Genomic DNA, 25,117 nt, shown 5'->3' with positions numbered 1-25,117 from the left:
ATCATGGGAAGAGCATGGAAGTTCGGGGACGACATCGATACCGATGCAATAATTCCGGGTCGATTCCTGACGATCTATGATCCAAAAGAGCTTGCATCGCATGCTTTCGAAGGCACCCGGAAAGAATTTGCTGCAGAGGCAAAAGACGGAGATGTGATAGTTGCCGGCAGGAATTTCGGCTGCGGTTCATCGCGTGAGCATGCACCCCTTGCATTGAAAGGAGCAGGTATCGGTTTTGTGGTTGCAAAATCGTTTGCCAGGATCTTTTACCGGAATGCGATAAATACCGGAGTATTGCCGCTCGTTTGTCCGGATACGGACAAGATTGCCGACGGAGCAGAGGTTTTCGTGAACCTCAAGGAGGCATACATCGAAGTAAACAAAAAGCAGTATCCGCTTGAACCGATCCCGGTGTTTATGATGAGAATAGTTGAGGCTGGCGGCCTTGTTGAATACGCAAAAATGCGAGGAAATAAATGACAAAATATAATGCGGCATGTATGCCGGGCGACGGCATTGGTCCTGAGATCATTGCCGAAGGAAGAAAAGTATTGGACGCTGCCGGAGAGAAGTTCGGGTTCGATATCAACTGGACCGATTTCGATACCGGAGCAGAGAAGTATCTGCAGACCGGGGAACTGATCTCTGAGGATGAACTGAAAGAACTGGGAAAATTCCCGGCGATCTACTTCGGCGCTATCGGTGATGACCGGGTCAAACCGGGAATCCTGGAGAAAGGGGTCTTGCTCGCTATCAGATTCTACTTCGATCAGTATGTAAATCTCCGTCCGATCAAACTGCTGCAGGGAGTCGAGACCCCTCTCGCGAATAAGAAGCCCGAGGATATCGACTTCGTGGTCGTGCGGGAAAACACCGAGGACTTCTATGTGGGTATCGGTTCACGCGCTAAGGCGGGGAAACAGCGGGATCATTTAGAGGTGATCCGCGATCTTTACTCGGTCAAGTTCGGGATCGATGTGGAAACCGATTCTGATGAACTTGCGTACCAGATCGGCGTCGTGAGCCGCGAGGGTTCGAAGCGCGTGATGGAGTATTCATTCGATCTTGCGGAAACCCGGGAAAAGAAACTGACGTCTGTCGATAAGGCGAATGTTTTGACGGATGTGTACGGACTCTGGCGTGAAGTGTTCGAGGAGACGAAGAAGGGCTACCCGAACGTGACAACCGAATATAACTTCGTTGATGCGATCACGATGTGGTTTGTGAAGAATCCGGAATGGTTCGATGTGGTCGTCACGCCGAATATGTTCGGGGACATCATCACGGATCTTGGGGCGATGATCCAGGGAGGTCTGGGTCTTGCACCGGGAGGAAACATCAACCCGAAGGGGACGTCGATGTTCGAGCCGATCCATGGATCTGCGCCGAAGTATAAAGGAAAGAATGTAGCAAATCCGCTTGCAACGATCTGGTCGGGCTCACTTCTGCTGGATTCGCTCGGTGAGCACGCGGCGGCATCAGCTGTTGTCAGCTCGATTGAACATTCGATCCTTGCAAAGGCGGTCACCAAGGATATGGGCGGATCAATGCATACGTCGGATATCGGCGACTGGATCGCGAAGGATATTCTGAGAAGGTAATCCAGATTTGAATCCCCTTCTTTTTTTAGATTACTACTATTTTTCCCGCTTATGCGTCCTTTTTCCGTATACGATAGCTGATTCAACCGGGCAGACTTCGATACATCTTCCGCAGAGATAGCACTCAGCCTTTGTGTCCTTCCTTCCTGCTTCTTTTGTCGGGCAGATCCTCTCGCACTTTCTGCAGTTGATGCATGTGTTCGTCCTTTTCAGGCCGAAACGTCCGAAACGTGCAAACAATGAAAGAACAAATCCGTACGGACATAAGAACGTACAGAATGGTCTGTAGACGAAGACCGATACAAGAAGGATCATAGCAAACACGAACGCTGCCGTTGTAAACATGAGGGCAAAGAACGACGAAATGCCGACATATTCAAAGATATTATAGGAAAATACCGCACCTGTCAAAAGGGCTACAAACACGAGAGCACGTATTGTGTTTGGGATCTTCCTGTTGTTGATCTGCAGTTTTTTCACGGGTATACGGGAGAGCAGTTCCTGCAGTGCCCCCGCAGGACACATGTGAGCACAGAACACACGGCCGAAGATAACTGAGATAATGATAAGCGCCAACAATCCCGCAAAACCAAGACCAGCAAATGAAAGGGTAGAAATTGATGATACGGTTACGTAAAAACCGTCCGGTGTTATTGGCACGACAAGCAAAAATCCTGCCGCTGATGTAAGGAGAAGTACAGAGATCAAAGCCGCTTTTGAAAGGATTTTTCTCATCCAGAGGGCAGCCATCAGAAGGGTGCCTCCAAACATATACATGATGCCTGAATAAGATGCAGCTATATCAGCCAATGTCCCTGTAAATCCAAATGACTCAGGATCATTGAGAATGATCAGTATTCCAAGCAGGACCGGGACAAAACCTGCATAGAAAAATATTTTCCCGTATGCTTCCGGTTTTTCTTTCCTGAGATATTTCATCGCAAAATACAGGAAAAGAATGAGTGCACCGCCAATCAAGAGTCCTGCCGCAGAAAATACCAGCGGACTGAGTCCCGAGTCTGCGGATGATGTAGTTATGCTTTCTGTAGATACAGCAGACGAAACGATATCGCCAACACTGTCAGTCTGACTTCCAGATGCTACCTGCACAGAATTCTCAGATATTGCTGATGCATCTGTCGTACTTACTGTAGAACCCGAATCTGTGGAAGTGTAGTCGCACAGAGAGTTTCCATCAGCATCAACGTAGAGAAAACACTTGCCGGGATACGGGCATTCTGAATGACCCCGAGGACATACGGCAGCACATGCGGGAGCTGCAAGAAATGCTGTACCTCCAATCATCATCAGAGATTTTCGTAATTTATTTTTCATCAGTTTTCACCAGAGGATAGCATCGCTCCAAATTTAATTGACTAGTATGTATTACATTATGTAATATATATTTTACACTTGCTGCAATTTGAATTATATTTGCCGTTCAATTTATTTCTCAGCGAAAATACGACAGAAAATCTTGATTCTCATGATTTACCATCAATAATGATTCTCAAAACAGGGTTAAAATCGATTTTTCCGGGGTATCTTATCATGCTCTTCTGCAGATGCATTGAAGAGTTTCAAATCAACAGGAACGTGAATGGGGATGAGTTCATCATCCTGCTATCTGTTAGTTCACTTCTTCTTTTTTAGCGGCGGCAGTACTTTCGTTTCGCTTGTCCCGAATTTGGATTCCACCACTTTGGATGTCCGGGGAACACACAGTTTCGCCAGGATCTTTTTGTACAAATCGGTTTCTTCTCCGATAACGTGGATGCCGGTTCTTCTCATATTGATCGCATCTTCGGACGGGCATGCATTCACGCATGCGCCGCAGACATTACAAAGTTTATAATTTATTGCAATATTTGGTCTGATACTATCATTATTCATCTCGCTCACCGGTACCGGGATTGGCAGGAACAATGCCCGGCATGGGCAGATATCAATACAAGTGGAACAACCGCCTGGGCACGTCCAGGTATTAACACGGATTGCGCCTACAAAGGCCATATCAATATGAATGGCCTTCGTAGGGCAGGATTGTTCACACCAGTTGCAGAACATACATTTGGCTTTGTTAATCGAGACTTTTCCCGGAAGTTTTGTTTTGGCGTTAATTTTCCGCTCGACGGTGATTGCATTGTAGGGACAGGCCTCGACACATATTTGGCAGGCATCACAGAGTTCTTCATTCCAGAGGATTTCTCCTTGAAAACCAATATTTTCTGCACTAAACGGAACACGTTTCTGTGTTATTGCCGGACATAAGGAGGAACATATCCCGCATATAGAACATTTATCCTTTTCCACAACGAACGTCGTCTTTGCGTTGAGTGCATTCTGGCGCGGGACGCCTCCCTCCCCTTTCCCCTCAAAAACAGGGATATCATTAATGATTGCGTTGTTTGGACATACTTCATAGCAGATTGTACAACGGACACATTTTTCCAGATCAATTTCCGCAATAGCATCATAGGTTGGGAATCCTCCATGTTCCAAAATGGGAAGCCTTGGTTTATCGTCTATTTCCAGGCGAAGTGCGTAATACGGACAGAGAATCACACAGACACCACAATAGGAACATTTTGCCGGGTCGATGTATATGGGAGGGTCTTCAGTTAAACCGCGGATAGATGCGCCGACCATGCCAAGGTGAATTGCTTCCTTTGGACAGGCATCTACGCAGACGCCGCAGCCTGCACACCGGGTGGTAAATAAGTGAAGGTGAGTTATTGTTTTGAGCAGACGCTGCTCCATAATTACCGTATCTCCTTCTCTTCTCCAAGAATATTTTGGATATATCGTGCTCATTCCCATCTGAACTTCCCTAGATATGTCAATAATTTTCAACGGTACGATTATACATCGTATGACAATTCATTATGTTGCATATTCTCACTCACAAGGATAAATACATTATTAATGACGATATTTTTTTTTCAAATTTAGTATATTTAATCTTAAATGTCTAATAATTATGATTATGTGTCAACAAATTATGATGAATGTGTATGTAATGACTCATATGTGGTGATGAAAAACTCAGGACAGACTGGAAAATACATCGGGACCTATGAGATACTATGTTTTTTCGAGTTACAGTATGTCCCCACTTTCCGGTTTTTGTCGAAAAAATTAAGAATGTATATGACAGGTATTAGTGATCATAATGTCAATTTTTATGTGGATATTTCAGTGTTATATTAATTATGTTAATTAAATGCCTCTATCAATATCTATATCATCCAGTATGGTCATGTAACATATGATACGTATGAAACTTAGCGCAAGAAACCAGATCAAAGGTAAAGTAGTCAAAGTAACTCACGGGATGGTTAGTAGCGAAATCGTCATTGATATTGGCAAAGGTCAGCAGATCGTATCCGTTATTACAAAAACATCCGCTGAATCCCTGGGCCTTGCCGTGGGTAAAGACGTTTACGCGGTCATCAAGTCAAGCGAAGTACTGGTAGCCGTTGACTAATACCGAATGAAGCCAGCTTCTTTTGCTGACAACCATTCACTTTTTTCCGTTATAATTAACTCGTAGCGTTTTTGTTTTTTGCTTTATCAGTGATCATTCCCTGAACACGTGAACGGAAGTTGCCTTGAACGTGATCCACACGGAAGTTCCCACCGTTATCCCAAGACGCTGAATGCTTTGACGGGTGAGAACTGCTGTCAGAATAAGACCTGTATCCACAACAATCTTCGAATATGCACCAATGTCGATGATCTGGGTAACAATCCCGGTAAATGAGTTTTGTGCTGATGAAGTAAACGGTTCAGAGGATATGATCATATCCTCTGATCTGATTCCTGCATGTACCCGACCGGTCAACTCTGTTACTGCACGAACAATCATCGTACCCATGTGGATTTCAACGATTCCTGCCTGAGTTATTACTGCATTCCCGGTGAAAATATTATCCATGCCGGTGAAGTTTGCTATAAAATTTGAGACCGGATGACGCATGATCATATCCGGCGTCCCCTCCTGAACGATTCCCCCGTCCCGCATCACAACCACACGATCGGCAAGGGCATAAATATCTTCAAAATGATGCGTGATATGTAGGATCGTCATTCCTGTTTCTTTGTGGATCGCCTTGAGTTCATCTCGGAGACGCTCACGTGTGATCGTATCCAGAGCGGAAAGAGGTTCATCCAAAAGAAGAACCGAGGGACGCAGGAGAAGTGACCGGGCGATCGCGGTTCTCTGCTGTTCACCCCCCGAAAGGGTCTTTGGATGACGCTCGAGAAGGTGGGAGATCCCAAACGTAGCAGCGATTTTTTGTACTGCAGCATCCCGTTCCGGCTTGGGCACCCCTCGTTCCTTAAGACCAAATCCGATGTTTTCTGCCACGGTCATATGGGGGAAGAGCATGTAATCCTGATAGACCATCCCGATTCCGCGTGATTCCGGCGGAGTATTCGTAATGTCCTTTCCGTTCAAAAGTATCCTGCCGCTTTTTGGATAATGGATACCTGCGATCGTTTCGAGCAGGATCGTTTTGCCCGCACCTGTAGGACCAAGGATGATACAGTATTCCCCCTCCTTCACATTCAGATTTAGATCAGTAAAGGAAAATTCACCGAGCTGAATGGAAAGTGCATCTATTTCAAGCATATACATCACCAACATCTTTCCCGAAATATTCAAACAGAATGAGAGCAGTTCCTGAAATTATCAGGAGAATAAGTGCTGCCGCAATTGCCATATCCAAATCTCCGGTGGACATGTTCAGGAAAAGGGCAATCGGCAAGGTTTCTGTTTTCATGGCAATCGCGCCGGCAAGCATCAACACAGCTCCAAACTCACCCATGGCTTTTGACCAAGTGATGATGACTCCTCCGATCAGTCCGTTCTTTGCCATAGGAAGCGTGATTTTTTGAAATGCTCCAAACTCCGAGCACCCGAGAGTTCGTGCCACGTGTTCATACCGCGGGCTTATCATAGCAAATGTTGATCGGGCGATTCTGACCATGTATGGGGCATTCACAAAGACTTGGGCTATGATGATTGCCGCAGGAGTGTAAACAACATATATTCCCATGCCGGTGAAAAACTGACCGACCGGTGATGTGACTGGAGAGAGAAAAATCAACAATGCCACACCCGCTACGAGCGGTGGAAGGGAGAGAGGGAGATTCAGGAGAACGTTAACCCACTGTTTCCCAAAAAAACTGAATCGTGTCATGGAATAGGCAATCGGTACCGCAATAATCAAACAAATGAGCGTTGATATCACCGCAGTTATTATGGATAACTTGATTGCATACCATATTTCGTCCGAGAGAAAACTCGCGATCAGTGCTTCCGGGGATGAGAAGAGGATAAGACCTAAAAAAACTGCTATCAGAATGATAACTGTGATGAGTGTGATCCCGATGCATACGGCCTGAAAAAAGGTGGGTAAGCGTCTCTGTACCATAATTCAAAGAGACTGACTTTTTTTCCGGATGTTATCCAGATGCTGGCTGCTCAGCCACCCGGAGGATGCATCCAAAACAGCGTCAAACGCCGGGATATAGGGTTTGATGTCAAGAACGGGTGTCCCGTCAAGCAGATCTACCCCTTCGATCACGAGAGAGTTATCTGCTACCGACAGGAGTTTTACGATCGAAAATCCGATACGGTTTGGTCTGCACATATGTCTGGTGGCAAAAATACCGTGCGGCATTCCGCCGTCAACCATGGGTGTTTCAACAAGCATTTCTGATGGAGCTTTGTGCAGACGGGTAATAAGGATCAGATGAGAAAATGACCCAATCTGGTCCAGTCCTTCTGCAAATTCGGCGAACAGCTCTATGGTTCCCCTGCCTTTGCTGAACACACTCTGTAAAGGGGTCTGCATGGGGTCCGTATAGGGGGAGTGGATTACCCCTATCTGTTCAAGGGTAAATGTTTCCGACATGCTTCAGGTGTATTTCGCATCCGGATATCCGGGGAATCCATACTTTTCAAAGATCGCTTTTCCTTCGTCGGATGCTACAAAGTCAGCGAATGCCTGGGCAAGTTCCGGCTGAGTGGTGAACGTTGTCACGCCGATCGGCGTAACGAGGATGGAATTTTCCGTTACTGGGATTTCGATAGTGGTGAAAAGGTCTTGATTGGCACTGTCAAGCGTCAAAACAGCTGCATCGGCATTTCCGGTAGAAAGAGCCGTTACGACTTCGTTGATGGTAGCCCCGCGAAGAACGACATTCTTTTCAACGGCATCTAAAACACCGGCTTTAGTAAAGATGACGACACTGGCTTTTCCAATCGCAGTAGCATTTACATCTCCAAGAGCAACACGGAGTCCGGGTTTGGCAAGGTCTTCAACGGTTGTAATTCCATACGGATTTCCTTTGGCAACGGCAATAACCGGCACGTGATAGGCTACCGGCTGATACTCTGCACTCACAAGACCTTTCGCAACAGCGTTCTGATAATCAGGTTCTCCACCCGGTATGAAAATATCGCCGAGCTTCGTGGTTGCCATCTGGGAAATCAAAACGCCGGAACCTCCATAGGTGAGGTCAACGGTCACATTGTATTTATCCCCGAATACTTGTCCGATTTCAGCCATGGGGCCTTTAAGTCCTGCACCGGAATACACAAGAAGACTTTTGCCGTCATACTTCTGATCTTCCGCGATACAACCAGCAGAGCAGATGATTGCCAGAAGAATGGCAAATACAGCTAAGACAGAGAGAATTGATCTTTTCATATGTACAGATTGGCAACCATATGTAAATAATTTAATTATATATTTCTAAAATGTTAAGTTAACATGATTAATATAAATGCAAAAAACTTTCTTTACATGGCTTTATTCGCATGATGAAAAAAGAATGCTGGAAAAAATATGCTTGTTTTATTTTTTGAACCGGTCATCGGAGCGGGCAACGTCGATATCAGTCAGCTTTCCTTCAAACCATCCATACCGTTCATTCTGATACGCGTCGAATAATGGAACATAGGGTTTGATGTCCAGAAGAGGCGTGCCGTCCAGGATGTCGACATCCCCGATTTGGAGTATATTCCCCTCACGCCCAAGCAGGCGAACTACGGAAAAACCGATCGCATTCGGTCTTTTCGGGACTCGGGTTGCAAAAACACCATGGCTTTGTGTGTCGAGAAACGGTGTCACGGTAAGATTGCAGCCGGTACTTTTATGCAGATGATAAATAAGCATTAGTCTCGTGAAAGCTTCTATATCTTTCAGCCCGTCCGAAAACTCAGGAAATATCTCTATTGTTCCGGCAAATTCTTTGGCTGCAGGAGGCTGGATCGGCATCCCGGCAAGATCTTGGTGAGGAGAATGGACACATCCAATCGGTGCGAAATGGACCATATTCTGTTCATGCATGGATATCATATTTGATGTACAATTAGTTATCAGTAATCATTTTCATGTTACGTTTAGGCACTCTCTACTTTTTCAAAAAATGTACCTTTTGTCCTGCATTGTAGATCCGCTGGTTTTCTGCACCGGATGCTATCCGCAGTGCAAGTGCATTGTCTGTTATTACGAGACCGGAGAGATCATCGACCCCGAAATCAAACAATGGTGCTGCTAGCGGGGTTGCCGGACCCACAACAACGACTTTTTCTGCATTTTCGGAAAGTTCCAGGAGACGGGGCAGACTTTTGTCGCCAAGTCCTGCGCAGGTCAGATATGCATAATCACATTCCGGCAGCAGATATTCGCATGCCGTATAGGGATAGTCTCCCTCTATTGGGTCCCATTCAATGATGCGCAGGTCACAGACCGGTGCGAACAGTTTCTCTATAAAGGGGAAATGACCTACAACGCAGACCATCTTACCCTTCACCTGATTCTGCGAGTTGATAAACGGGTCATTTAGTCTGTCCTTTATCGTTTTTCGGTCAGGGACATCGATTCCTGCACGTTTGGCAGTATCCGGGTGATTATACCATGCATTGATTGCGGCATTCCCGACAGAAGCTTCGGGGAAGTTCCAGGATTTTACACATTCGGCAAGTTCTTTCAGCGGCATACCTAGTTTATTCTGAGTTAAAGACGGTGCCCGCTGGAAGTAGGCACGGAATGGAGCGAATCCTACTCCGCCAATATCGGATTCCACAATTGTTGTCTCATTACCGATGATAATAGTTTTTGCAGTAATATCGTCAGGGATATGTTCGATTAAAGCGTCATAAAGTTCCCACATAATTGTCCTCCATTTTTGGTATCATTTCCATGGTGATGGTATCACCCTTTCTTAGATGATTTCTCAGATTCTGCAAAATCTCATCCATCTGCTGGATATGGTTGAGGCTTTGCCGTTCTGTTTCGGTTGTTACGAGAATTTTTGCTATCCCGCCGTTTTTGATCACGATCCGTTTATCCGCCCGAAGAGCGAGCAGCGGATCATGGGTCGACATCAGAATGATTTTTTCGTGATTTGCAAGCAGTTTTATCGCCTCTCTTCGGTCGATACCGGCATTTTCTATCTCATCGATGAGAATGATCGGTGATGCACTCATGAGGGCAGTGTCTGCTATCATCAATGCCCGTGACTGACCTCCGGAAAGCTGTGTCACTTTTGTTTCCGGAGTAAATTTTTCTCCGGCAAGAGTGTTCGCACAGACAAAACATCGTTCTGCCGTCTCTGCCGGGTCCGTCGTCATCCGGCTTTTTGCATGCATCTCCAGAAATTCACGCACCGTTAGATCCATGACGAAATTCATGTTTTGTGACAGCTGTGCAACGAGTTTTCCACCTGTCGCAAATCGTCGTTCATCATCCGGGGCAGCCCCGTTCAGGAGGACCTGTCTGCCTGTTGGCGTATCCCTTTGGGCCAGACATTCGATGTCTTCCAGAAGGCGGCTTTTTCCCGATCCGGTCGGACCAACAATACTCACGATCTCTCCGGGCACAACGGTTATTTCGATTTGCTCAGGTTTACCTGATTTATCCTGTCCGCCAAGAATGGTTATCGAAGAAATACCTCCGTTCAGTTCTGTATTTTGGGAGAATGCTAAGAGAAACGAACAAAAATGCAGAACCACACTGTCACGCGTGAGACCGAATTCTTCGAGAATATCTTCATCCACATCAAGAAGTGCTTCCGGGAGTGTCAGATCGTGATTGATTTTGCCGAGACGAATGTTTGCCAGATAATCGGATGCAAGAGGGTAGCGTTTCAGCAGTTCACAGATCTTTGTTGTGGAGACTTCCGTAAAGTATGCGTCGGTATTCATTCGTTATCAAACTCCATGCGTTTCAGCATCCCCATCTGATAAGTATCACCGATCATTGTCTCACCCGTGCAATATGAGCAGATTGCAGCCGGCATGGTAAATCTAAGTTTACGATCTTTGAGAGTGTCGATATCCAGAGTATCCTGCCAGTATTTCGCGAGGAGAAATGCTCCCTGTCCGGTAATGCCGTTGATAAAAAGTATCTGAGCATTTGCATTGACTTCTTTTATATTGAAGGCAAACACTTCGCGTTCTGCCTGGGAGACAATGTCACCTTTGGTTACGACGATGATGTCAGCGTATTTGAGCATTGGACCAATTTTTCTCGGCGTGTTGACACCCGAAAGATTGTCGATGACACATACGGAGAGAATGCCGTTGATGTGGGGTGAGCAGCGGTTGCAAAGTCCTGCACTTTCTGTGACGAGTATAGAAAGTCCTTTTCTCCGTCCCCATTGCACAGCGTCTTCAATATTACTCACAAAGAAATGATCCGGGCAGATTTTTCCGGCGAATCCTGTCTGATTTGGGATGCCCTGTTCGTCGTAACGAAGATGATCGAACGAGGTGAGTGAGTCGAATTTGACAACACCAACACTGTTTTCCGGTACCTTTAGATGGGCTATGGTTTTGAGAATCACCGACGTTTTTCCCGATGAGGGCGGGCCGGCTACAGTTATGAGTTTCATGGTGAGGTGGTTCTGAGAAAAATATCCTGACTATTTTCTCTTCCTAAAGAAGAGGTAAATTACATATGATTAACAGGGTCTGTGATATTTACTATATCTATTGCTCTATTCAAGATTATAATTACGTATGTTTTGGTTGAGACGCTTCTTTTCTGATATGTTCAGCTATTTTTCCCATGCACTTGATGTATTCGATTGGAAAAATCATCGCCTTTTCGCGTATTTCGTTGAGTTAAGATAATTTTGTGTGATGGAAACGCACACTGAAACATATCCCCAAAAAACAAAATCAAAAACAGTGGACCCGAAGGGATTCGAACCCCTGACCTCCAGCATGTAAGGCTGGCGTCATAACCACCTAGACCACGAGTCCAAATTACCTTACTAAATACTATTTACGGAGTTATTAATCCTGCGGAAAAAGAGTGGGAAAAATCCCTGTTCTGATCCCAGTCTTATGCAAGACCGAATGACTTCAGGGTCACAGCGGTATCGATCTTTCCGACCTGATACACTTTGCCCGTGGAGACTTCGTTGATGATAACTTCTGCCGGAGAGAACAGACTCTTGTCGATCTTGTAAAAGTCATATCCTGCTTCTTTGAAGATATCATTGAACGGTTTACCGTATCCGTTGGACGAGCAGCTCGGGATCTTCTCAAGGAAGTCCACGATCTCCGGTGCGTTCATCGTCAGGTTGATCTGTCCGTGGTAGATCGTTGCATCGTTTGTAACGCCCATCGCGAGTTTTGCACCGCGTACCGGCGGGATCGGGGCAGTACCTGCTGCTGCGATGATTTTCGTCGTGTCAAAGCCGAGTTCGTTCAGCTTGTAGATTGCGGTCTCAACACAGCGTCCTGCGACCTGGATCGAACCGACCATAGAGGAAGTCGGGGCGACAAGAGCGCAGACATTTGCGACATCGACCTTACACTTCTCTGCGATCATTTCCATGACTGCTCCGCTTGGAAGGCGGTCAGATTCAAGACAGATAACTGCTGCATCCGACTCATCCTCGTAGCCGATGACCTCATAGGTGTGTTTCGGCTGAAGGGACAGGGCACGTGCGGGTCCTGATCCCATTGCGAAGAAGTTGTCCTGCTTGATTGTCCAGCCGGCTTTCTGTGAGCCGAGGCAGGAGATCGCCGGGAAATCGGTGTTCACATCGATGAAGGTCATCGGGAACTGGCCGACCATACCCTGACGGAATGCGATATCGCCAAGACCGCCCATACAGATACGGGTAAAGTAGTCTCCGGCTCCATAGCCGCCCGCAACACTCACACCACAATCGACTACACGGGAACCGTTGTCGAGTTCGTGGTATGCAACATTAAACAGATCTGCGTTCTCTACGAGTTCTTCGAAGAGATCAAGTCCAAGTTCGTTTACACTTACCAAAATAAATCACCCTAAGGAATATTATTCAGATATGGGACCGTCAAATAGATAAGAGTTATGAGTCGGGATTTTTATCAGCTCTTCTTTTGGAGAAGCTTGTTCACCCGCTCTTTATCATATCTGAGGTTCACATAGCGTTTTCTTCCTTCTCCCTTGTTTGCATATCCCATCGTGATCAGCCGGAGATGGTCGAACTTCTCCATGATCTCATTGAACCGGGTGATTTTCGGAGCCTCCTTCGGCATCGCTCTTCTGACATCCCCTGTCGTCATCAGCGTGTCATCGGTAGTCATTTTCACCAACTGTCTAAGGACACTCAGCTCGTCGGGGGAAAGAGACCTGATCGTTCCGGCAAGATGCAGATCCTGCGAGGCGGAGAAGGCTTTTTCCAAATCTGTCTGCATGACCTCCCGTCGTGCATCCGTCTCGGCATACATCACGGCACGTTTGATCAGATCAAGACCGATTCGAATGTCTCCGCACCGCATCGTCCGGTCCACGATATAATCCAGTTGTTCGGAGGATAATACGTTCGGATACAGACCCTGTGCCAGTCTCTGAGATAGAATCCCGGCAATTTCTGCGGCACTGTACGGCTCAAAGTTGATCGTTTCATATCTGAAAACCGAGGAGACACGTGCATCGAGTACCTCCTCGAGACGGATATCCTGATCACTGATGACGACAATGATCCCTATCCTGACTTTTTCATAGACTTCGTGGATTCGCAGGGCTGCGTAAAGGACATTATTGAACTCTTTATTATAAATCAGATAATTCGCATCATCCAGACAGATAAGAGGAATAACTCCCTCCTTCTCAATGTATTTTGCGATCATGTCGATGAGTACTTTGAACGCAGTGCCTGATGACGGCTGACTGTTTTTCGTCAGTTTTGTGTAGATCCTGGAAAAAATTGCATATTCAGTACTGTCGATCTGACAGTTGATGTGGATCGGCACGATCTTTGTTGTTGCTCCTTCGATCTCTTCGAAGAATTTCTTCACCGAGGTCGTTTTCCCGGTCCCGGGAACGCCCCTGCAGATGGTATTGAGGATGTTTCCGCCCATTAATGCGGGTTTAACGGCAAAAGCAAGCCGTTCTATCTGTTCGTCACGATAATCGAACTGCTCAGGAACAAAAGAGATATCAAAGACTTCTATGTCTCTGAAAAGAGTCTGGTCCCACATCAGCAGATTCTTTTTCATTTTCTCCTCATTTCATGCATTTCTTGCAGAGCGTTTTTCCCATAAAAAGATTTGATACGTCTCTTTGCACTTTGGATATCGGAACGCCGCATTTTTCGCAGACAAACTCGCCCTCCGGGACTGGTGAGGCAGCAGGTGTCGGTTCAGGCATGACTGCTGGTGTTTCTGGCTCAATTTCAGCCGGCAGAGAGACTCGCGTGTCTTCCAAAACCTGCATGGGGATCTCCTCTTCCGCTTCATATTCCTCGACCGGGTGCGTCAGGGGGATCTCTTCCATCGGGAAGTATCCTGCTTCTTCCTCCTTTTCCTGCGCGTATCGTTCCAGCACCCGCTCTTTATATCTTTCGACCGCCGCTCTCGTTGCGGCGTCCTGCGTGCCGAATTCGTCCAGAGCCTTCCCGAGAAAATCCGCGAGGTCTCTGAAAGCGATCTCATCTTCGGCTATATCGGAGACTTCAACCCTCAGGCTCTCGTAATTGCCCAGATTGATGGTCACTCCAATTGTTACTGTCCTCTTGTCCACCATAAGCAGTATGTTGTGTTCTAGTATGTTTTGCAAAGAATTAATGATATTGATGAGTGATATAATAGTTAATCGGACAGATGATGAAAGTTACCCCCGCTGAACCGCAAGGTTGTGATGATGCGTGGTCCTGATGTCCTATCACTTTTCTTCTCTCTGAAACTGTTTCTTTCTGGGATCACAATCTCCGGTTTTTTCTCATACTACTCCTAATAAATTACTCAGCATGGCAAAACGCGGTCTGGAAAAATATGTGACCTACCCCTCGATCGTTCCGACAAAAAAGTCTGAAATGATTTCCGCAAAAATCGCGTTTCCGTATCGTCATCTGAACTACTCGTTCACCATCGAAGTCCCGCTATCTCTGTATGAAGGCGCGAAGCTCTCGGGCAAATCCGCCCGTGTTCCTGCCGGGATCCAGGATGCCTGGCTTGACGGCTACTACAAAGCCTTCGCTCTCGATCCATTCCAGACGCGTGTTTATCAGACGCTTTTATCACAGTTTCGCAGGATCAGAAATGAGCGAAACCTGAACGGTGATGAGTATCTGGAACTTTTGACCGCCTACGTCCAGTCGCTCCCGTATGACACAGACAAACTCTCCTCAATAGAAATAGCCCCCCGTTTCCCGGTCGAAACGATCGTTGACGGCACCGGGATATGCAGCGACAAATCTCTGCTTCTTGCGGGTCTCCTCTCCCACGAGGGGTATGCGGTATCCATTCTTCAGTTTGGCAAGGAAAATCATTTGACCGCAGGACTGCCCGCTCCTGCGGGGTATGATTTTGCCGGATGCGGTCAGGCGGTCGTCGAAACCACGGCGATATCTTATATTGGCCATCCCGCAGGGGAGTATGCCGACACGATCTCCAGACCTAAGGTCTTCCCGATCGGTCACGGAACAAAACGATATGACTGCATCCGAGAGGTCGCAAAAATCCTCGCGACACTCACCTCACTCAATGAAAAAATATCCGAGAATGGAACACTTACGCTGGAGATCGTTCGCCTCCATGAGAAACTTCTCCTGCTCAAGAAGGAGCTCACCAGATCACGGGATGAACTGCCGGTCTTGCGTGCTGAAGGCAAAACTGAAGAGTATGAAACGCTTCGGTGTATCCACAACAAAAATGTCGAGCGTCTAAAGAAGAAGTTCGACTCTTACAACAGACTCGTCGCTGAGTATCAGAAACTCGCCGGTCTTGCTGAGTTCATCCAGCATAACCGACTCGATCGTCCGGCGGTCTCCCGCAAACTCAACGCAGTAGAAGAATAATTCCTCTCGGGTGTGGGAGGATTATATGGGAAGAAAAACAAAACGTATTCCACATGTTGACCGAGGAACTTCCAAAGACCTACGACTTTGCCTCTGTCGAAAAACGCTGGCTTGACCAGTGGGACGACAGCGACTTTTACTTCGATAAAGACTCGAAAAAACCTCAATACGTAATAGATACTCCCCCGCCGTATCCGACTGGAAAACTCCATATCGGGCATGCTCTTAACTGGGTGTACATGGATATCATTGCCCGTTACAAACGCATGACGGGTTTCAATGTCATGTTTCCCCAGGGCTGGGATTGTCACGGACTCCCAACCGAGGTAAAAGTCGAAGAGACCCACCATATCACAAAGAACGATGTCTCGCGTGAAGAATTCCGCAAAATGTGCAGGGAACTCACCGTCGAAAACATCGCCCTGATGCGGCAGAGTCTCCGGACTATGGGTTTCTCCATCGATTGGAGTAACGAATACATCACCATGGAGCCGTATTACTACGCAAAGACCCAGCTGTCGTTTTTGCGTATGCTCAAAGCAGGCTACATCTATCAGGACGAGCATCCGGTCAACTTCTGTACCCGCTGTGAAACGGCGATCGCCTTTGCCGAAGTTTCATATTACGATGGGGAGACGCTTCTCAACTTCTTCGATTTCGACGGAATCGAGATCGCCACGACCCGTCCCGAACTCCTCGCAGCCTGTGTTGGGGTCGCAGTTCACCCGGATGATGAGCGGTACAAATCTATCGTAGGAAAAACGCTCACGGTCCCGATCTTTGGTCACGATGTCGTCATCATTGCGGATGATGCTGTAGATATGGCGTTTGGTTCCGGTGCTGTGATGATTTGTACTTTTGGTGATAAGACCGATGTGTTCTGGTGGAAAAAACACCACCTTCCGCTGCGCAAGGCTCTTACGACCAAAGGTACGATGACCGCGATCTGCGGGAAATATGAGGGCATGCCTTCTAAGGAATGTCGTGCGGCGATTCTTGCAGATATGAAAGAGCTCGGCATCCTCAAAGACCAGAAAAAGATTGAGCAGAGAGTCGGAGGGTGCTGGAGATGCAAGACTCCGATCGAGATTCTTTCCGAAAGACAGTGGTTTGTTAAGGTGAACAGCGGCGAGATCGTCAAGGCCGCCAGAGAGATCAAATGGTATCCTGAACACATGCTCCAGCGCCTGGAAAACTGGGCTGATCAAATGGAGTGGGACTGGTGTATCTCCAGACAGAGATTGTTTGCAACTCCGATCCCGGTCTGGTTCTGTGACAAATGCGGTGAGCTTATCCTCCCTGACGAGGCAGATCTCCCGGTAGATCCGACCATGGAAAAACCAAAACATGCATGTCCGAAATGCGGAGGAACCGAGTTCACCGGCGAGAAGGATGTTCTCGACACCTGGATGGACTCCTCCATCACGGATCTTCACGTTACCGGATGGGACGGAAGTGGCATGCCACCGTATTTCCCGGCTCAGATCCGCCCGCAGGGTCATGATATTATCCGTACATGGGCGTTTTACACGATTCTCAGAAGCATGGCCATTCTTGGAGAGAAGCCGTGGGATGGTATCCTCATCAACGGCATGGTTTTGGGGGAGGATGGTTTCAAGATGTCCAAGTCACGCGGCAACGTGATCGGTCCGGAAGATGTTATGGGTCCATATGGTCTGGATGCACTCAGACAGTGGGCAGCCGCAGGTTCATCAACAGGTCAGGATATTCTCTTCAACTGGAACGATGTGCTTGCTGCATCTAGATTCCAGACGAAGATGTGGAACATTGTCAGATTCTCCCTGATGCAGATTCAGAAAGAATCCTCAGTCCCGGAGACGGATGCTCCGTCCACGCTTATCGACCGGTGGATGCTTGCGAACCTTTCAAAGACGGTTGCTGAAGTTACTGAGTCCATGGATGCTTATCTCTTTGATAAGGGTCTGAAGGCGATCCGTGAATTTGCCTGGGATGTGATGGCTGATGAATATCTTGAGTTTGTGAAAGGCAGACTTTACAGTGAAGATCCCTTACGTGCCGGTGCGATCTATACGCTGAAAACGACCCTGGACTCACTCTGTACGATGCTCTCACCCTATATTCCGTTCTTTGCTCAGGAATGCTATCACCACTTATCCGGTGGAAAGCGGATCATCGACCAGCCGTGGACCACGTTTTCCTACGAAGATGAGGATGCTCTGCGTGATGGGGAACTCATTGTAAAGATCGTCAGCCTTCTCCGAAAGTACAAGCATGATTCAGGTCTTGCTCTCAATGCCCCTCTTGGAAATGTCACGATATATACTCCTTCCCATGATATCGATGACTCCGGCGATCTTGGTCGGACCATAAATGCGATGGTCGTCTGGAAAGCAGAGGAGCCTGCACTTGAAAAGACTGTTGGCGAAGTTGTCTTCAATAAAGGAGTGGTAGGTAAAACCCTCCGGAATAAAGCAGGCGCATTTATGGCGGTTGTCAATCTCCTTTCGGATTCCGACAAGATCACTCCGCCGGCAACAGTTGTTATTGACGGCGAGGAAATTCCTGTTCCGGAAAATGCCTGGACCACATCCTACATCTACTCGGTTTCCGGTGAATCGGTCGACGTCATCATGCTTGATGATGTGATGATCACCGTAAAACGCACCTGATTTAATCAGGTGTAACACGCTTTTTATATTCTCCACTCTAACGTAGTAAGCACATGTCTGAAAGCTACGCGTGTGGGACTTCCCAAAAACCACTTATGGGAAGTACCGTAGGATACGTATTGAACAGCATTGCGGCTAAATATCCCCGCAACGATGCTCTAGTCTCCTTTCAGCCGAATCCCTACAGTAAACGGTGTATGTCTGACGCGGCAAATTACTGCCACGAAGGGCTCGTTTCCGACGAGCCGAACTCGTACCGCGAGACCGGACGAACCCTAACCACTGTCGGGTCTAAGGTCCTTCGCTACACCTGGGCGGAGTTCCTTGCTGAGACAGATGCCGTGGCAAAAGGTCTTATGATGCTTGGCGTGGAACACGGGACACGTGTTGCTATCTGGGCAATGAATTATGCAGAATGGGCACTCGTACAGTTTGCGACCGCAAAAATCGGGGCCGTGATGGTCAACATCAACCCTGCCTACCGGACGTTCGAACTGGAGTACGCTCTCAAACAATCCGAGGTGGACACCCTGATCTTACAGGGCAAGTTCAAGACATCTGATTATGTCGGAATGTTCTACGAGGCATGTCCCGAGGCATTCGAAGCAAAACCCGGCAAGATCCGGTCCGAGAAGTTCCCGTATTTACGCAACGTCGTATTCATGGGAGAGATCATCTACAACGGTATGTATCGCTGGAGCGAACTTCTTGAAATGGGCGAGTATGTTTCCGACTTCGAGTTGGAAAACCGTGAGGAGTCTGTCTCGTTCGATGATGCACTGAACATTCAGTATACCTCCGGAACGACCGGATTCCCGAAGGGGGTCGTATTATCTCATCACTCCGTCTTGAACAATGGACTGTTTATCGGTGACGGTATGGGTTTTACCGAGAATGATAAACTCTGTATCCCGGTTCCGTTCTACCACTGTTTCGGTATGGTCCTCTCGAACATGGCCTGCATGACGCATGGATCCACGATGGTCATTCCTGCACCGTTCTTCGATGCCGAGTCCGTTCTCCAAGCGATTGAAGCGGAGAAGTGTACGGCCCTTCACGGGGTCCCGACCATGTTCATCGCAGAACTGGAACACCCGAATTTCAATCGATATGATCTGTCAAGTCTCCGTACCGGAATCATGGCAGGTTCCCCATGTCCGATCGAGAAGATGCGGGAAGTCGCGACCAGGATGAACATGAAAGATATCGTCATCGTCTACGGCCTTACCGAAACTGCTCCGGGAATCACTATGTCCACCACCTCTGACACCCTTGAGAACCGTGTCGCGACCGTTGGCAGAGCATTCCCGCATACCGAGATCAAGATCACGGACCCGAAGACTGGAAGGATCGTCTCACTCGGTGAAAAAGGTGAGATATGTGCCCGCGGTTACATGAAGATGAAATGTTACTACAACAATCCGAATGCAACCAAGCAGGTCATTGACAAAGACGGCTGGCTCCACTCCGGTGATCTTGGAACAATGGATGAGGAAGGCTACGTTCGGATGGCGGGCCGTCTGAAAGAGATGGTTATCCGCGGCGGAGAAAATCTCTATCCAAGAGAGATTGAGGAGTTCTTCCACCTTCACCCGAAGATCTCCGATATCTATGTCATCGGGGTCCCGGATGCAAAGTACGGCGAGGAACTCTGTGCATGGGTAAAAGCAGAGCCTGGAACGACGATCACGGAAGAGGAGATCCGGGCATTTGCTGAGGGCAAGATCGCCCGCCACAAGATCCCGCGTTACTACAAGTTCGTTGATACCTTCCCAATGACCGTCACCGGCAAAATCAAGAAGGGTGATATGCAGGAGATATCCATTGTCGACCTTGATCTCGCAGACGTTGCGAAGATAAAAACCGCGTAATCGGAAAAAGAAAGAGTGAAATACTTCACTCTCTCATTTCTATTCTTATGAAGAAAATTCTGATTGCAGCTGTGCTTGCAGTCCTGCTTGTCTCTGTGGGAGCTGCAGGATGTATTGGCAGTGAACCGATCGTTGGCGACTGGCTCGTCTCAGGTACCGAGATCCCCGTTGTGTTCCATGATGATGGAACCGGAACTCTGACCCTCTATCTGTTTGGTGTCATCTCCACCGTCCCTCTGGCATGGGAGAAGGTCGAAGAGAAGACCTATAAGATCACTGGAACCTCCGCATTATTCAACGCAGGCACCTATACTGTCTCTGCTGATGGGAAATCCCTCGTGGAAGTTTCCACCGGACTTACAGTATTTGTAAAGAAAGCATAAATATTATTTTTTTTATTTTTTAGTCCTGCATAATTTATGCGGGGCAAAATTCCTGGAACTAAAATTCCCACTTCCATCCATCATCCTTCAACAGTATCTCGACTTTCCGGTACTCCGGCATCAGCCGTTCAACCTCACTCCAGTATGCTTTTTGATGGTGAGGATATCTGAGATGTACTATCTCGTGCACGACCAGATACTCGGCAACGATTCTGGGTGCAAGTAAAACCCTTGCATTGATGATTATCCCGTTTTTTGGTGTACAGCATCCCCATTTTTTCTTCTGAAGTCTCATGCGCAGTTTTGGTTTTATCACGCCGGCAAGACCTGCATACTTTTCCACGTATGCGTCCAGAACTGTGGTCCCAAGCCGCCGGTACAAAAGCATCACCACATCACGGGCAATCATTTCGGCATCATCCGGTGAAAAAGAATCGGGTATGGATATGTTGAGATATCCTCCGGAGATCTCCGCCCGGGAGGGGCCTGCGGTACGTGCAATGATCAGCTGCTCCCCGAAAAACGAAATCATATCCCCGTCTGCATATCTGCGCAGTTCCTTCTCTCTTGTCTGGAATTTCACCTGCTGTTTTGCGATCCACTCAGCCTTGCTTTGTGCGATCTCCATCACTTTTTTTTCTGAGACGGCACAAGGGACCCGAACGAGAACCTCGCCTGTGGTTTTGACTTCGATTGCCCAGGACCGTCTCCTATCAGAGTAGATAATCTCAATAAGAATATGTTGTCCATTCCACACGATCGACAAAACCATAATGTGAAACATTATCTCTCTTACTCTCCAATATAAGTAACTGAATGTTAGCCCGTGCCATAGATCAGGAAGTACTTGAACTCCTTCTGGAGATGGGTAAATCCAGTTTTCCTGATGAATATATTGTCATGCTGGGCATGGAAAAGGGCGTCATCGACGTGACCTATCCAATCCCCGGGACTACTGTCTCACAGGATAGTGCAAACATTTTCATGGACATGATCCCTCTGGGCATGCATATCGCAGGGACCGCACACAGTCATCCGAATGGCTGTTTATCTCCTTCCGACGCGGATCTGACCACATTTGCACAGAGCGGTCAGTGTCATATCATCGTCGGGGCGCCCTTCGATGAAAATTCATGGAGATGTTACGGCAGGGACGGGAAGCAGAAAACTCTGGAAGTTATACCATGAAAAAAATAGTTGCCACCGGGACCTTTGATATCCTCCATCCCGGACATATATACTATCTTGAAGAATCGAAAAAACTTGGTGACGAGTTATGGGTCATCGTTGCGCGGGAAAAGAATGTCGTTCACAAACCCCTGCCGATCGTTTCTGAAGATCAGCGGCTCAAAATGATCCAGAGTCTCCGATGCGTGGATCACGCAGTTTTGGGGGACCATACTGATATGTATAAACCGATTCGGGAGATTGATCCAGCAGTTATCACTATAGGATTCAATCAGAAATGGTCTGAGGATAAGCTCAAAACTGATATGAACGAACGCGGTATCTGTGCGGATGTCGTCCGCATTTCTGAGTACACCGGGATGCCGTTCACCTCCTCGACAAAGATCATCGAGGAAGCTGTTAGGAGACGGACGCAATGAAGCAGGAGAAGAAACAGGAAAAGCAGGATAACCTATCAGAGCTTGTCAGATTCATCGTCGAAAAAGGCGGGGATGCGACCATGATCCCTGCAAAAGATATCGTCACCGCCGAATGGGTTCGACAAAAGTGTTTCTACGGCTGCAATGGATTTGGCCGCCGGTTTTCCTGCCCTCCGTATACACCAACTCCTGCAGAGACCCGGAAAGTCCTCAAAGAATACAAAATTGCCATCCTCATAAAATTTTTAGGCGATGTCGGCGAAACCACGCCGGAGAGGTTAGTTTCCCGTGAGATGACCTCCTATGTCCAGGGGGTCATGTTTGATCTTGAGAAGATGGCATTCTCCGCAGGTTTTTACAAGGCATTTGCCTATACGGGTCATCAGTGCGGATTATGCACGCACTGTACTGCAAAAGATGACGGTGCAGAGCTCACTGACTGCCTGAACAGAAGAAAGATGCGCCCAAGTATGGAAGCTGCAGGGATCGATGTGTATGCCACCTGCGCATCCGTCGGCTGGGATCTAGAGATCCTCTCCTGCACGAAGGTTGACGGCGGATCCGTTCTGGATTCTCCGATGACGACCGTCATGCTCCTTTTAATAGAGTGAATATTATGAAAAACTCCCCATTCCTTGCCCCCGTGCCGTTTTACTGGTGTGACAAATGTCACACTCCGGTCATGGGAAGACTCTGCACATGCGGAGAAAATACCCGCCCTGTCTCGGTCACTCCGCCGGGCGATGTACGCCCTGCTTTTGATCGTGACCGGAATCTCGTGAACCGCCTGTTCGAAGAGCAGTTCGGGGTTCCGCTGATCCCTGATGGATTTCTAGCAATTCTGAATAAAGTCCCTGACGAGGACCGGATGGAAGAGATCATCATCGGTGGAGCGGTAATCTGTGCAATCAGATATATTCCGGCTGAGTCACGATGGGAAGTCCTCCCAAGGGAAGCGGCGGCATCACTGGTCGTGCCAACCAAGCGTTTTATCAGAGTCACTGATGACGCAGCTGGGTATATCAAGGACGGAAGCAGTGTTCTGATACCCGGCGTTACCTTTATATCTCCCGATATCGCCGTAGGAGATAGTGTTTTCGTCATTGCCGAGTCAGGTGAATGCGTGGCAGTTGGCAGAGCAAAGATGTCCTATCAGGAAACTGTTGGTGCGACCCGCGGTCAGCTTGTTCGGACCCGCCGGACCCAGAAACCAGTGGTGGACGTTGCTCCTTCGACTTGGGAGGATGCAATTGCCGCAAATAAAAACATCCTCGATCTCTATGAAAGAAAATCGATCGAGTTCATAAATGATGTCATCGCCAAAAATCCCGGTCTCCAGGCGACCGTTTCTTACTCGGGCGGAAAAGACAGTCTGGTAATGCTTCTCATCACTCTCAAGGCAGGGCTCAGACTTCCGTTGATCTTTGCGGATACCGGACTTGAGTTCCCGGAAACGATCGAAAATGTCCATCAGGTCTCTGAACTATTTGGACTTCCGCTTATTCAGGAGTCGGGGGATTCGGGATTCTGGGACGCATTCGAGAAGCTGGGCCCACCTGCGGTGGATTATAGGTGGTGCTGCAACGCATGCAAACTTACTCCGGTCAAGACGTTGATCGAAAATGAGTGGGGCGAGGCTATTTCATTTATTGGTCAACGGAAGTTTGAATCCGCAAAACGTATGCAGAGTCCAAGGGTCTGGAGAAACAGGAATGTTCCCTGCCAGCTTTCTGCTGCCCCGATCCAGCATTGGACTGCTATGCACGACTGGCTGTATCTTTTCCGGGAAAAAGCACCCTACAATCCACTCTACGAACTTGGTCTGGATCGAATCGGTTGTTTCATGTGCCCGTCGTCCGACATAGCCTGCATGAAGGATATTGAGGCACGCTATCCGGAGATGTGGGCTGACTGGGAACGGAAATTGAAAGCATGGGGGGATGCAAACGGAAAATCACAGGAATGGGCGTCGAAAGGTTTATGGAGGATCCGTGAAACAAATGAAGAAGATGGTGACATAGATGGGCACTTCTGAAATCGCAGTTCTGGATTATGGATTAGGAAATCTCCGAAGTGTGGTCCGCGGTCTCGAAGCCGCAGGTGCCCGCCCGAAAATCACGAACGATCCTGAGATCATCCAATCGGCAGATGGGCTTCTCCTTCCTGGCGTGGGGGCCTTTGCCGAAGGAATGAACAAACTCACGCCCCTGATCGATCTTGTGAAAGAAGAGGCGGCAAAGAAACCTCTTCTGGGAATATGTCTCGGCATGCAGATGCTTTTGGAGGAAAGTGAAGAGCACGGTTTCCACAAAGGGCTTGGTTTTGTGCCCGGAACGGTCCGTCTGTTTCCAAAACAACCCGGCATGAAGATCCCTCAGATGGGGTGGAACACTATCTCTTCCTCAGGTCATCCGCTGTTTGAAGGAATACCTGATGGGACGTATGTCTATTTTGTTCACTCGTATTATGCTGATACAACTCCCGACTTTACGATTGCGACGACCGATTATGTCGTATCATACGCATCAGCCGTTTGTGCGGGCAATGTTATGGGTGTTCAGTTCCATCCGGAAAAAAGCGGGGACGCCGGGATCAGGATTCTGAAGAATTATGTTCAGATGACCGAGTGAGAAGTGGGATGTTATTTTCTCCTTTTCATCTTTATGAAATACTTCCTTTTTTGCCTTC

Annotated in this window: 27 protein-coding genes and 1 tRNA gene; 13 read left to right on the top strand and 15 right to left on the bottom strand. The window is 47.8% G+C overall.

Going from position 1 to position 25,117, the window contains the following annotated elements; genetic code table 11:
* The first annotated feature begins 3 nt into the window (after nt 1-3).
* Both Q7J08_RS05285 and Q7J08_RS05280 read left to right on the top strand, forming a co-directional pair.
* Nucleotides 4-480 carry a 3-isopropylmalate dehydratase small subunit gene (locus Q7J08_RS05285; protein ID WP_304910651.1) on the top strand — a complete coding sequence of 159 codons (477 nt, stop codon included), beginning with the start codon at nt 4-6 and terminating at the stop codon, nt 478-480.
* Complete coding sequence (locus Q7J08_RS05280) at nt 477-1,601, top strand: isocitrate/isopropylmalate dehydrogenase family protein (protein WP_304910650.1); 1,125 nt, start codon at nt 477-479, stop codon at nt 1,599-1,601. The genes Q7J08_RS05285 and Q7J08_RS05280 overlap by 4 nt, the downstream gene beginning before the upstream one ends.
* 36 nt (nt 1,602-1,637) lie before the next feature.
* Here Q7J08_RS05280 and Q7J08_RS05275 read toward each other — a convergent pair whose 3' ends face one another.
* Both Q7J08_RS05275 and Q7J08_RS05270 read right to left on the bottom strand, forming a co-directional pair.
* Nucleotides 1,638-2,936 (bottom strand): 4Fe-4S binding protein, encoded by a 1,299-nt coding sequence (locus Q7J08_RS05275; protein WP_304910649.1) that lies wholly within the window; start codon nt 2,934-2,936, stop codon nt 1,638-1,640.
* Nucleotides 2,937-3,236: 300 nt separating this feature from the next.
* Nucleotides 3,237-4,361: a 4Fe-4S binding protein gene (locus Q7J08_RS05270; protein WP_304910648.1), complete on the bottom strand. Its 1,125-nt coding sequence runs from the start codon at nt 4,359-4,361 to the stop codon at nt 3,237-3,239.
* A gap of 508 nt (nt 4,362-4,869) precedes the next feature.
* On the opposite strand from Q7J08_RS05270, the gene Q7J08_RS05265 reads away from it, so the two are divergent.
* Nucleotides 4,870-5,088, top strand: a complete 219-nt coding sequence (locus Q7J08_RS05265) for a molybdopterin-binding protein (protein ID WP_370651235.1) — start codon at nt 4,870-4,872, stop codon at nt 5,086-5,088.
* A gap of 93 nt (nt 5,089-5,181) precedes the next feature.
* Here Q7J08_RS05265 and Q7J08_RS05260 read toward each other — a convergent pair whose 3' ends face one another.
* Nucleotides 5,182-6,234, bottom strand: coding sequence for an ATP-binding cassette domain-containing protein (locus tag Q7J08_RS05260; RefSeq protein ID WP_304910646.1), 1,053 nt, complete (start codon nt 6,232-6,234; stop codon nt 5,182-5,184).
* Nucleotides 6,227-6,880, bottom strand: coding sequence for an ABC transporter permease (locus Q7J08_RS05255; RefSeq protein ID WP_304910805.1), 654 nt, complete (start codon nt 6,878-6,880; stop codon nt 6,227-6,229). Before Q7J08_RS05255 ends, Q7J08_RS05260 begins: the two co-directional genes overlap by 8 nt.
* Here Q7J08_RS05255 and Q7J08_RS05250 point away from each other — a divergent pair.
* A complete protein-coding gene (locus tag Q7J08_RS05250; RefSeq protein ID WP_304910809.1) occupies nt 6,840-7,010 on the top strand; it encodes a hypothetical protein in 171 nt (56 codons plus the stop codon). The two genes, Q7J08_RS05255 and Q7J08_RS05250, sit on opposite strands and share 41 nt — an antisense overlap.
* Before the next feature lie 32 nt (nt 7,011-7,042).
* On the opposite strand, the gene tsaA (Q7J08_RS05245) is transcribed toward Q7J08_RS05250, so the two are convergent.
* The 10 genes from tsaA (Q7J08_RS05245) to Q7J08_RS05200 all read right to left on the bottom strand — a co-directional run bounded on the left by tsaA (Q7J08_RS05245) (nt 7,043) and on the right by Q7J08_RS05200 (nt 14,644).
* Nucleotides 7,043-7,522, bottom strand: a complete 480-nt coding sequence (gene tsaA, locus Q7J08_RS05245; protein WP_304910645.1) for a tRNA (N6-threonylcarbamoyladenosine(37)-N6)-methyltransferase TrmO — start codon at nt 7,520-7,522, stop codon at nt 7,043-7,045.
* A 3-nt stretch (nt 7,523-7,525) separates the two neighbouring features.
* Nucleotides 7,526-8,320: a molybdate ABC transporter substrate-binding protein gene (modA, locus tag Q7J08_RS05240; protein WP_304910644.1), complete on the bottom strand. Its 795-nt coding sequence runs from the start codon at nt 8,318-8,320 to the stop codon at nt 7,526-7,528.
* Between the two features lie 147 nt (nt 8,321-8,467).
* Nucleotides 8,468-8,962, bottom strand: a complete 495-nt coding sequence (tsaA, locus tag Q7J08_RS05235; RefSeq protein WP_304910643.1) for a tRNA (N6-threonylcarbamoyladenosine(37)-N6)-methyltransferase TrmO — start codon at nt 8,960-8,962, stop codon at nt 8,468-8,470.
* 64 nt (nt 8,963-9,026) lie between these two features.
* Nucleotides 9,027-9,788 carry a DUF364 domain-containing protein gene (locus tag Q7J08_RS05230; RefSeq protein WP_304910642.1) on the bottom strand — a complete coding sequence of 254 codons (762 nt, stop codon included), beginning with the start codon at nt 9,786-9,788 and terminating at the stop codon, nt 9,027-9,029.
* The gene (locus Q7J08_RS05225; RefSeq protein ID WP_304910641.1) at nt 9,772-10,821 is read right to left on the bottom strand and encodes an ATP-binding cassette domain-containing protein; all 1,050 of its coding nucleotides are present in this window, start codon (nt 10,819-10,821) and stop codon (nt 9,772-9,774) included. Before Q7J08_RS05225 ends, Q7J08_RS05230 begins: the two co-directional genes overlap by 17 nt.
* The gene (locus tag Q7J08_RS05220; RefSeq protein WP_304910640.1) at nt 10,818-11,510 is read right to left on the bottom strand and encodes a GTP-binding protein; all 693 of its coding nucleotides are present in this window, start codon (nt 11,508-11,510) and stop codon (nt 10,818-10,820) included. Before Q7J08_RS05220 ends, Q7J08_RS05225 begins: the two co-directional genes overlap by 4 nt.
* Nucleotides 11,511-11,809: 299 nt before the next feature.
* Nucleotides 11,810-11,883, bottom strand: a tRNA-Val gene (locus tag Q7J08_RS05215).
* 82 nt (nt 11,884-11,965) lie between these two features.
* Nucleotides 11,966-12,910 carry a methenyltetrahydromethanopterin cyclohydrolase gene (gene mch / locus Q7J08_RS05210; RefSeq protein ID WP_304910639.1) on the bottom strand — a complete coding sequence of 315 codons (945 nt, stop codon included), beginning with the start codon at nt 12,908-12,910 and terminating at the stop codon, nt 11,966-11,968.
* A 74-nt stretch (nt 12,911-12,984) separates the two neighbouring features.
* Entirely contained in the window at nt 12,985-14,118 is a 1,134-nt protein-coding gene (locus tag Q7J08_RS05205) for an ORC1-type DNA replication protein (RefSeq protein WP_304910638.1), read from the bottom strand.
* 7 nt (nt 14,119-14,125) lie between these two features.
* Nucleotides 14,126-14,644 (bottom strand): hypothetical protein, encoded by a 519-nt coding sequence (locus Q7J08_RS05200; protein WP_304910637.1) that lies wholly within the window; start codon nt 14,642-14,644, stop codon nt 14,126-14,128.
* Between the two features lie 223 nt (nt 14,645-14,867).
* On the opposite strand from Q7J08_RS05200, the gene Q7J08_RS05195 reads away from it, so the two are divergent.
* From Q7J08_RS05195 to Q7J08_RS05180, 4 genes are read left to right on the top strand one after another with little or no spacing between them, the layout of a single operon-like run.
* Entirely contained in the window at nt 14,868-15,917 is a 1,050-nt protein-coding gene (locus Q7J08_RS05195; RefSeq protein ID WP_304910636.1) for a hypothetical protein, read from the top strand.
* A gap of 53 nt (nt 15,918-15,970) precedes the next feature.
* The gene (locus tag Q7J08_RS05190) at nt 15,971-18,568 is read left to right on the top strand and encodes a valine--tRNA ligase (protein WP_304910635.1); all 2,598 of its coding nucleotides are present in this window, start codon (nt 15,971-15,973) and stop codon (nt 18,566-18,568) included.
* A 53-nt stretch (nt 18,569-18,621) separates the two neighbouring features.
* Nucleotides 18,622-20,439, top strand: coding sequence for an AMP-binding protein (locus tag Q7J08_RS05185; protein WP_304910634.1), 1,818 nt, complete (start codon nt 18,622-18,624; stop codon nt 20,437-20,439).
* Between the two features lie 47 nt (nt 20,440-20,486).
* A complete protein-coding gene (locus tag Q7J08_RS05180) occupies nt 20,487-20,822 on the top strand; it encodes a hypothetical protein (RefSeq protein ID WP_304910633.1) in 336 nt (111 codons plus the stop codon).
* Nucleotides 20,823-20,880: 58 nt separating this feature from the next.
* Here Q7J08_RS05180 and Q7J08_RS05175 read toward each other — a convergent pair whose 3' ends face one another.
* Complete coding sequence (locus tag Q7J08_RS05175) at nt 20,881-21,606, bottom strand: M48 family metallopeptidase (protein ID WP_304910632.1); 726 nt, start codon at nt 21,604-21,606, stop codon at nt 20,881-20,883.
* 32 nt (nt 21,607-21,638) lie between these two features.
* On the opposite strand from Q7J08_RS05175, the gene Q7J08_RS05170 reads away from it, so the two are divergent.
* From Q7J08_RS05170 to hisH, 5 genes are read left to right on the top strand one after another with little or no spacing between them, the layout of a single operon-like run.
* Entirely contained in the window at nt 21,639-22,010 is a 372-nt protein-coding gene (locus tag Q7J08_RS05170; RefSeq protein ID WP_304910631.1) for a Mov34/MPN/PAD-1 family protein, read from the top strand.
* The gene (locus tag Q7J08_RS05165) at nt 22,007-22,429 is read left to right on the top strand and encodes an adenylyltransferase/cytidyltransferase family protein (RefSeq protein WP_304910804.1); all 423 of its coding nucleotides are present in this window, start codon (nt 22,007-22,009) and stop codon (nt 22,427-22,429) included. Before Q7J08_RS05170 ends, Q7J08_RS05165 begins: the two co-directional genes overlap by 4 nt.
* Nucleotides 22,426-23,040 (top strand): DUF2284 domain-containing protein, encoded by a 615-nt coding sequence (locus tag Q7J08_RS05160; RefSeq protein WP_304910630.1) that lies wholly within the window; start codon nt 22,426-22,428, stop codon nt 23,038-23,040. Before Q7J08_RS05165 ends, Q7J08_RS05160 begins: the two co-directional genes overlap by 4 nt.
* Before the next feature lie 5 nt (nt 23,041-23,045).
* Nucleotides 23,046-24,464, top strand: coding sequence for a phosphoadenosine phosphosulfate reductase family protein (locus Q7J08_RS05155; RefSeq protein ID WP_304910629.1), 1,419 nt, complete (start codon nt 23,046-23,048; stop codon nt 24,462-24,464).
* The gene (hisH, locus tag Q7J08_RS05150) at nt 24,451-25,059 is read left to right on the top strand and encodes an imidazole glycerol phosphate synthase subunit HisH (RefSeq protein WP_304910628.1); all 609 of its coding nucleotides are present in this window, start codon (nt 24,451-24,453) and stop codon (nt 25,057-25,059) included. The genes Q7J08_RS05155 and hisH overlap by 14 nt, the downstream gene beginning before the upstream one ends.
* Nucleotides 25,060-25,117: the final 58 nt, after the last annotated feature.

Source organism: Methanocorpusculum sp. (assembly GCF_030655665.1).
Classification (GTDB): domain Archaea; phylum Halobacteriota; class Methanomicrobia; order Methanomicrobiales; family Methanocorpusculaceae; genus Methanocorpusculum.
This window is presented reverse-complemented; position numbering and strand designations above follow the sequence as displayed.

What these genes read in the sequence shown, in the direction of transcription:
- Q7J08_RS05285 (WP_304910651.1), top strand. Translation starts at nt 4, where the DNA reads ATGGGAAGAGCATGGAAGTTCGGGGACGACATCGATACCGATGCAATA.
- Q7J08_RS05280 (WP_304910650.1), top strand. Translation starts at nt 477, where the DNA reads ATGACAAAATATAATGCGGCATGTATGCCGGGCGACGGCATTGGTCCT.
- Q7J08_RS05275 (WP_304910649.1), bottom strand. Translation starts at nt 2,936, where the DNA reads ATGAAAAATAAATTACGAAAATCTCTGATGATGATTGGAGGTACAGCA.
- Q7J08_RS05270 (WP_304910648.1), bottom strand. Translation starts at nt 4,361, where the DNA reads ATGGAGCAGCGTCTGCTCAAAACAATAACTCACCTTCACTTATTTACC.
- Q7J08_RS05265 (WP_370651235.1), top strand. Translation starts at nt 4,870, where the DNA reads ATGATACGTATGAAACTTAGCGCAAGAAACCAGATCAAAGGTAAAGTA.
- Q7J08_RS05260 (WP_304910646.1), bottom strand. Translation starts at nt 6,234, where the DNA reads ATGCTTGAAATAGATGCACTTTCCATTCAGCTCGGTGAATTTTCCTTT.
- Q7J08_RS05250 (WP_304910809.1), top strand. Translation starts at nt 6,840, where the DNA reads ATGAGCGTTGATATCACCGCAGTTATTATGGATAACTTGATTGCATAC.
- tsaA (WP_304910645.1), bottom strand. Translation starts at nt 7,522, where the DNA reads ATGTCGGAAACATTTACCCTTGAACAGATAGGGGTAATCCACTCCCCC.
- modA (WP_304910644.1), bottom strand. Translation starts at nt 8,320, where the DNA reads ATGAAAAGATCAATTCTCTCTGTCTTAGCTGTATTTGCCATTCTTCTG.
- tsaA (WP_304910643.1), bottom strand. Translation starts at nt 8,962, where the DNA reads ATGCATGAACAGAATATGGTCCATTTCGCACCGATTGGATGTGTCCAT.
- Q7J08_RS05230 (WP_304910642.1), bottom strand. Translation starts at nt 9,788, where the DNA reads ATGTGGGAACTTTATGACGCTTTAATCGAACATATCCCTGACGATATT.
- Q7J08_RS05225 (WP_304910641.1), bottom strand. Translation starts at nt 10,821, where the DNA reads ATGAATACCGACGCATACTTTACGGAAGTCTCCACAACAAAGATCTGT.
- Q7J08_RS05220 (WP_304910640.1), bottom strand. Translation starts at nt 11,510, where the DNA reads ATGAAACTCATAACTGTAGCCGGCCCGCCCTCATCGGGAAAAACGTCG.
- Q7J08_RS05205 (WP_304910638.1), bottom strand. Translation starts at nt 14,118, where the DNA reads ATGAAAAAGAATCTGCTGATGTGGGACCAGACTCTTTTCAGAGACATA.
- Q7J08_RS05200 (WP_304910637.1), bottom strand. Translation starts at nt 14,644, where the DNA reads ATGGTGGACAAGAGGACAGTAACAATTGGAGTGACCATCAATCTGGGC.
- Q7J08_RS05195 (WP_304910636.1), top strand. Translation starts at nt 14,868, where the DNA reads ATGGCAAAACGCGGTCTGGAAAAATATGTGACCTACCCCTCGATCGTT.
- Q7J08_RS05190 (WP_304910635.1), top strand. Translation starts at nt 15,971, where the DNA reads ATGTTGACCGAGGAACTTCCAAAGACCTACGACTTTGCCTCTGTCGAA.
- Q7J08_RS05185 (WP_304910634.1), top strand. Translation starts at nt 18,622, where the DNA reads ATGTCTGAAAGCTACGCGTGTGGGACTTCCCAAAAACCACTTATGGGA.
- Q7J08_RS05180 (WP_304910633.1), top strand. Translation starts at nt 20,487, where the DNA reads ATGAAGAAAATTCTGATTGCAGCTGTGCTTGCAGTCCTGCTTGTCTCT.
- Q7J08_RS05175 (WP_304910632.1), bottom strand. Translation starts at nt 21,606, where the DNA reads ATGTTTCACATTATGGTTTTGTCGATCGTGTGGAATGGACAACATATT.
- Q7J08_RS05170 (WP_304910631.1), top strand. Translation starts at nt 21,639, where the DNA reads ATGTTAGCCCGTGCCATAGATCAGGAAGTACTTGAACTCCTTCTGGAG.
- Q7J08_RS05165 (WP_304910804.1), top strand. Translation starts at nt 22,007, where the DNA reads ATGAAAAAAATAGTTGCCACCGGGACCTTTGATATCCTCCATCCCGGA.
- Q7J08_RS05160 (WP_304910630.1), top strand. Translation starts at nt 22,426, where the DNA reads ATGAAGCAGGAGAAGAAACAGGAAAAGCAGGATAACCTATCAGAGCTT.
- Q7J08_RS05155 (WP_304910629.1), top strand. Translation starts at nt 23,046, where the DNA reads ATGAAAAACTCCCCATTCCTTGCCCCCGTGCCGTTTTACTGGTGTGAC.
- hisH (WP_304910628.1), top strand. Translation starts at nt 24,451, where the DNA reads ATGGGCACTTCTGAAATCGCAGTTCTGGATTATGGATTAGGAAATCTC.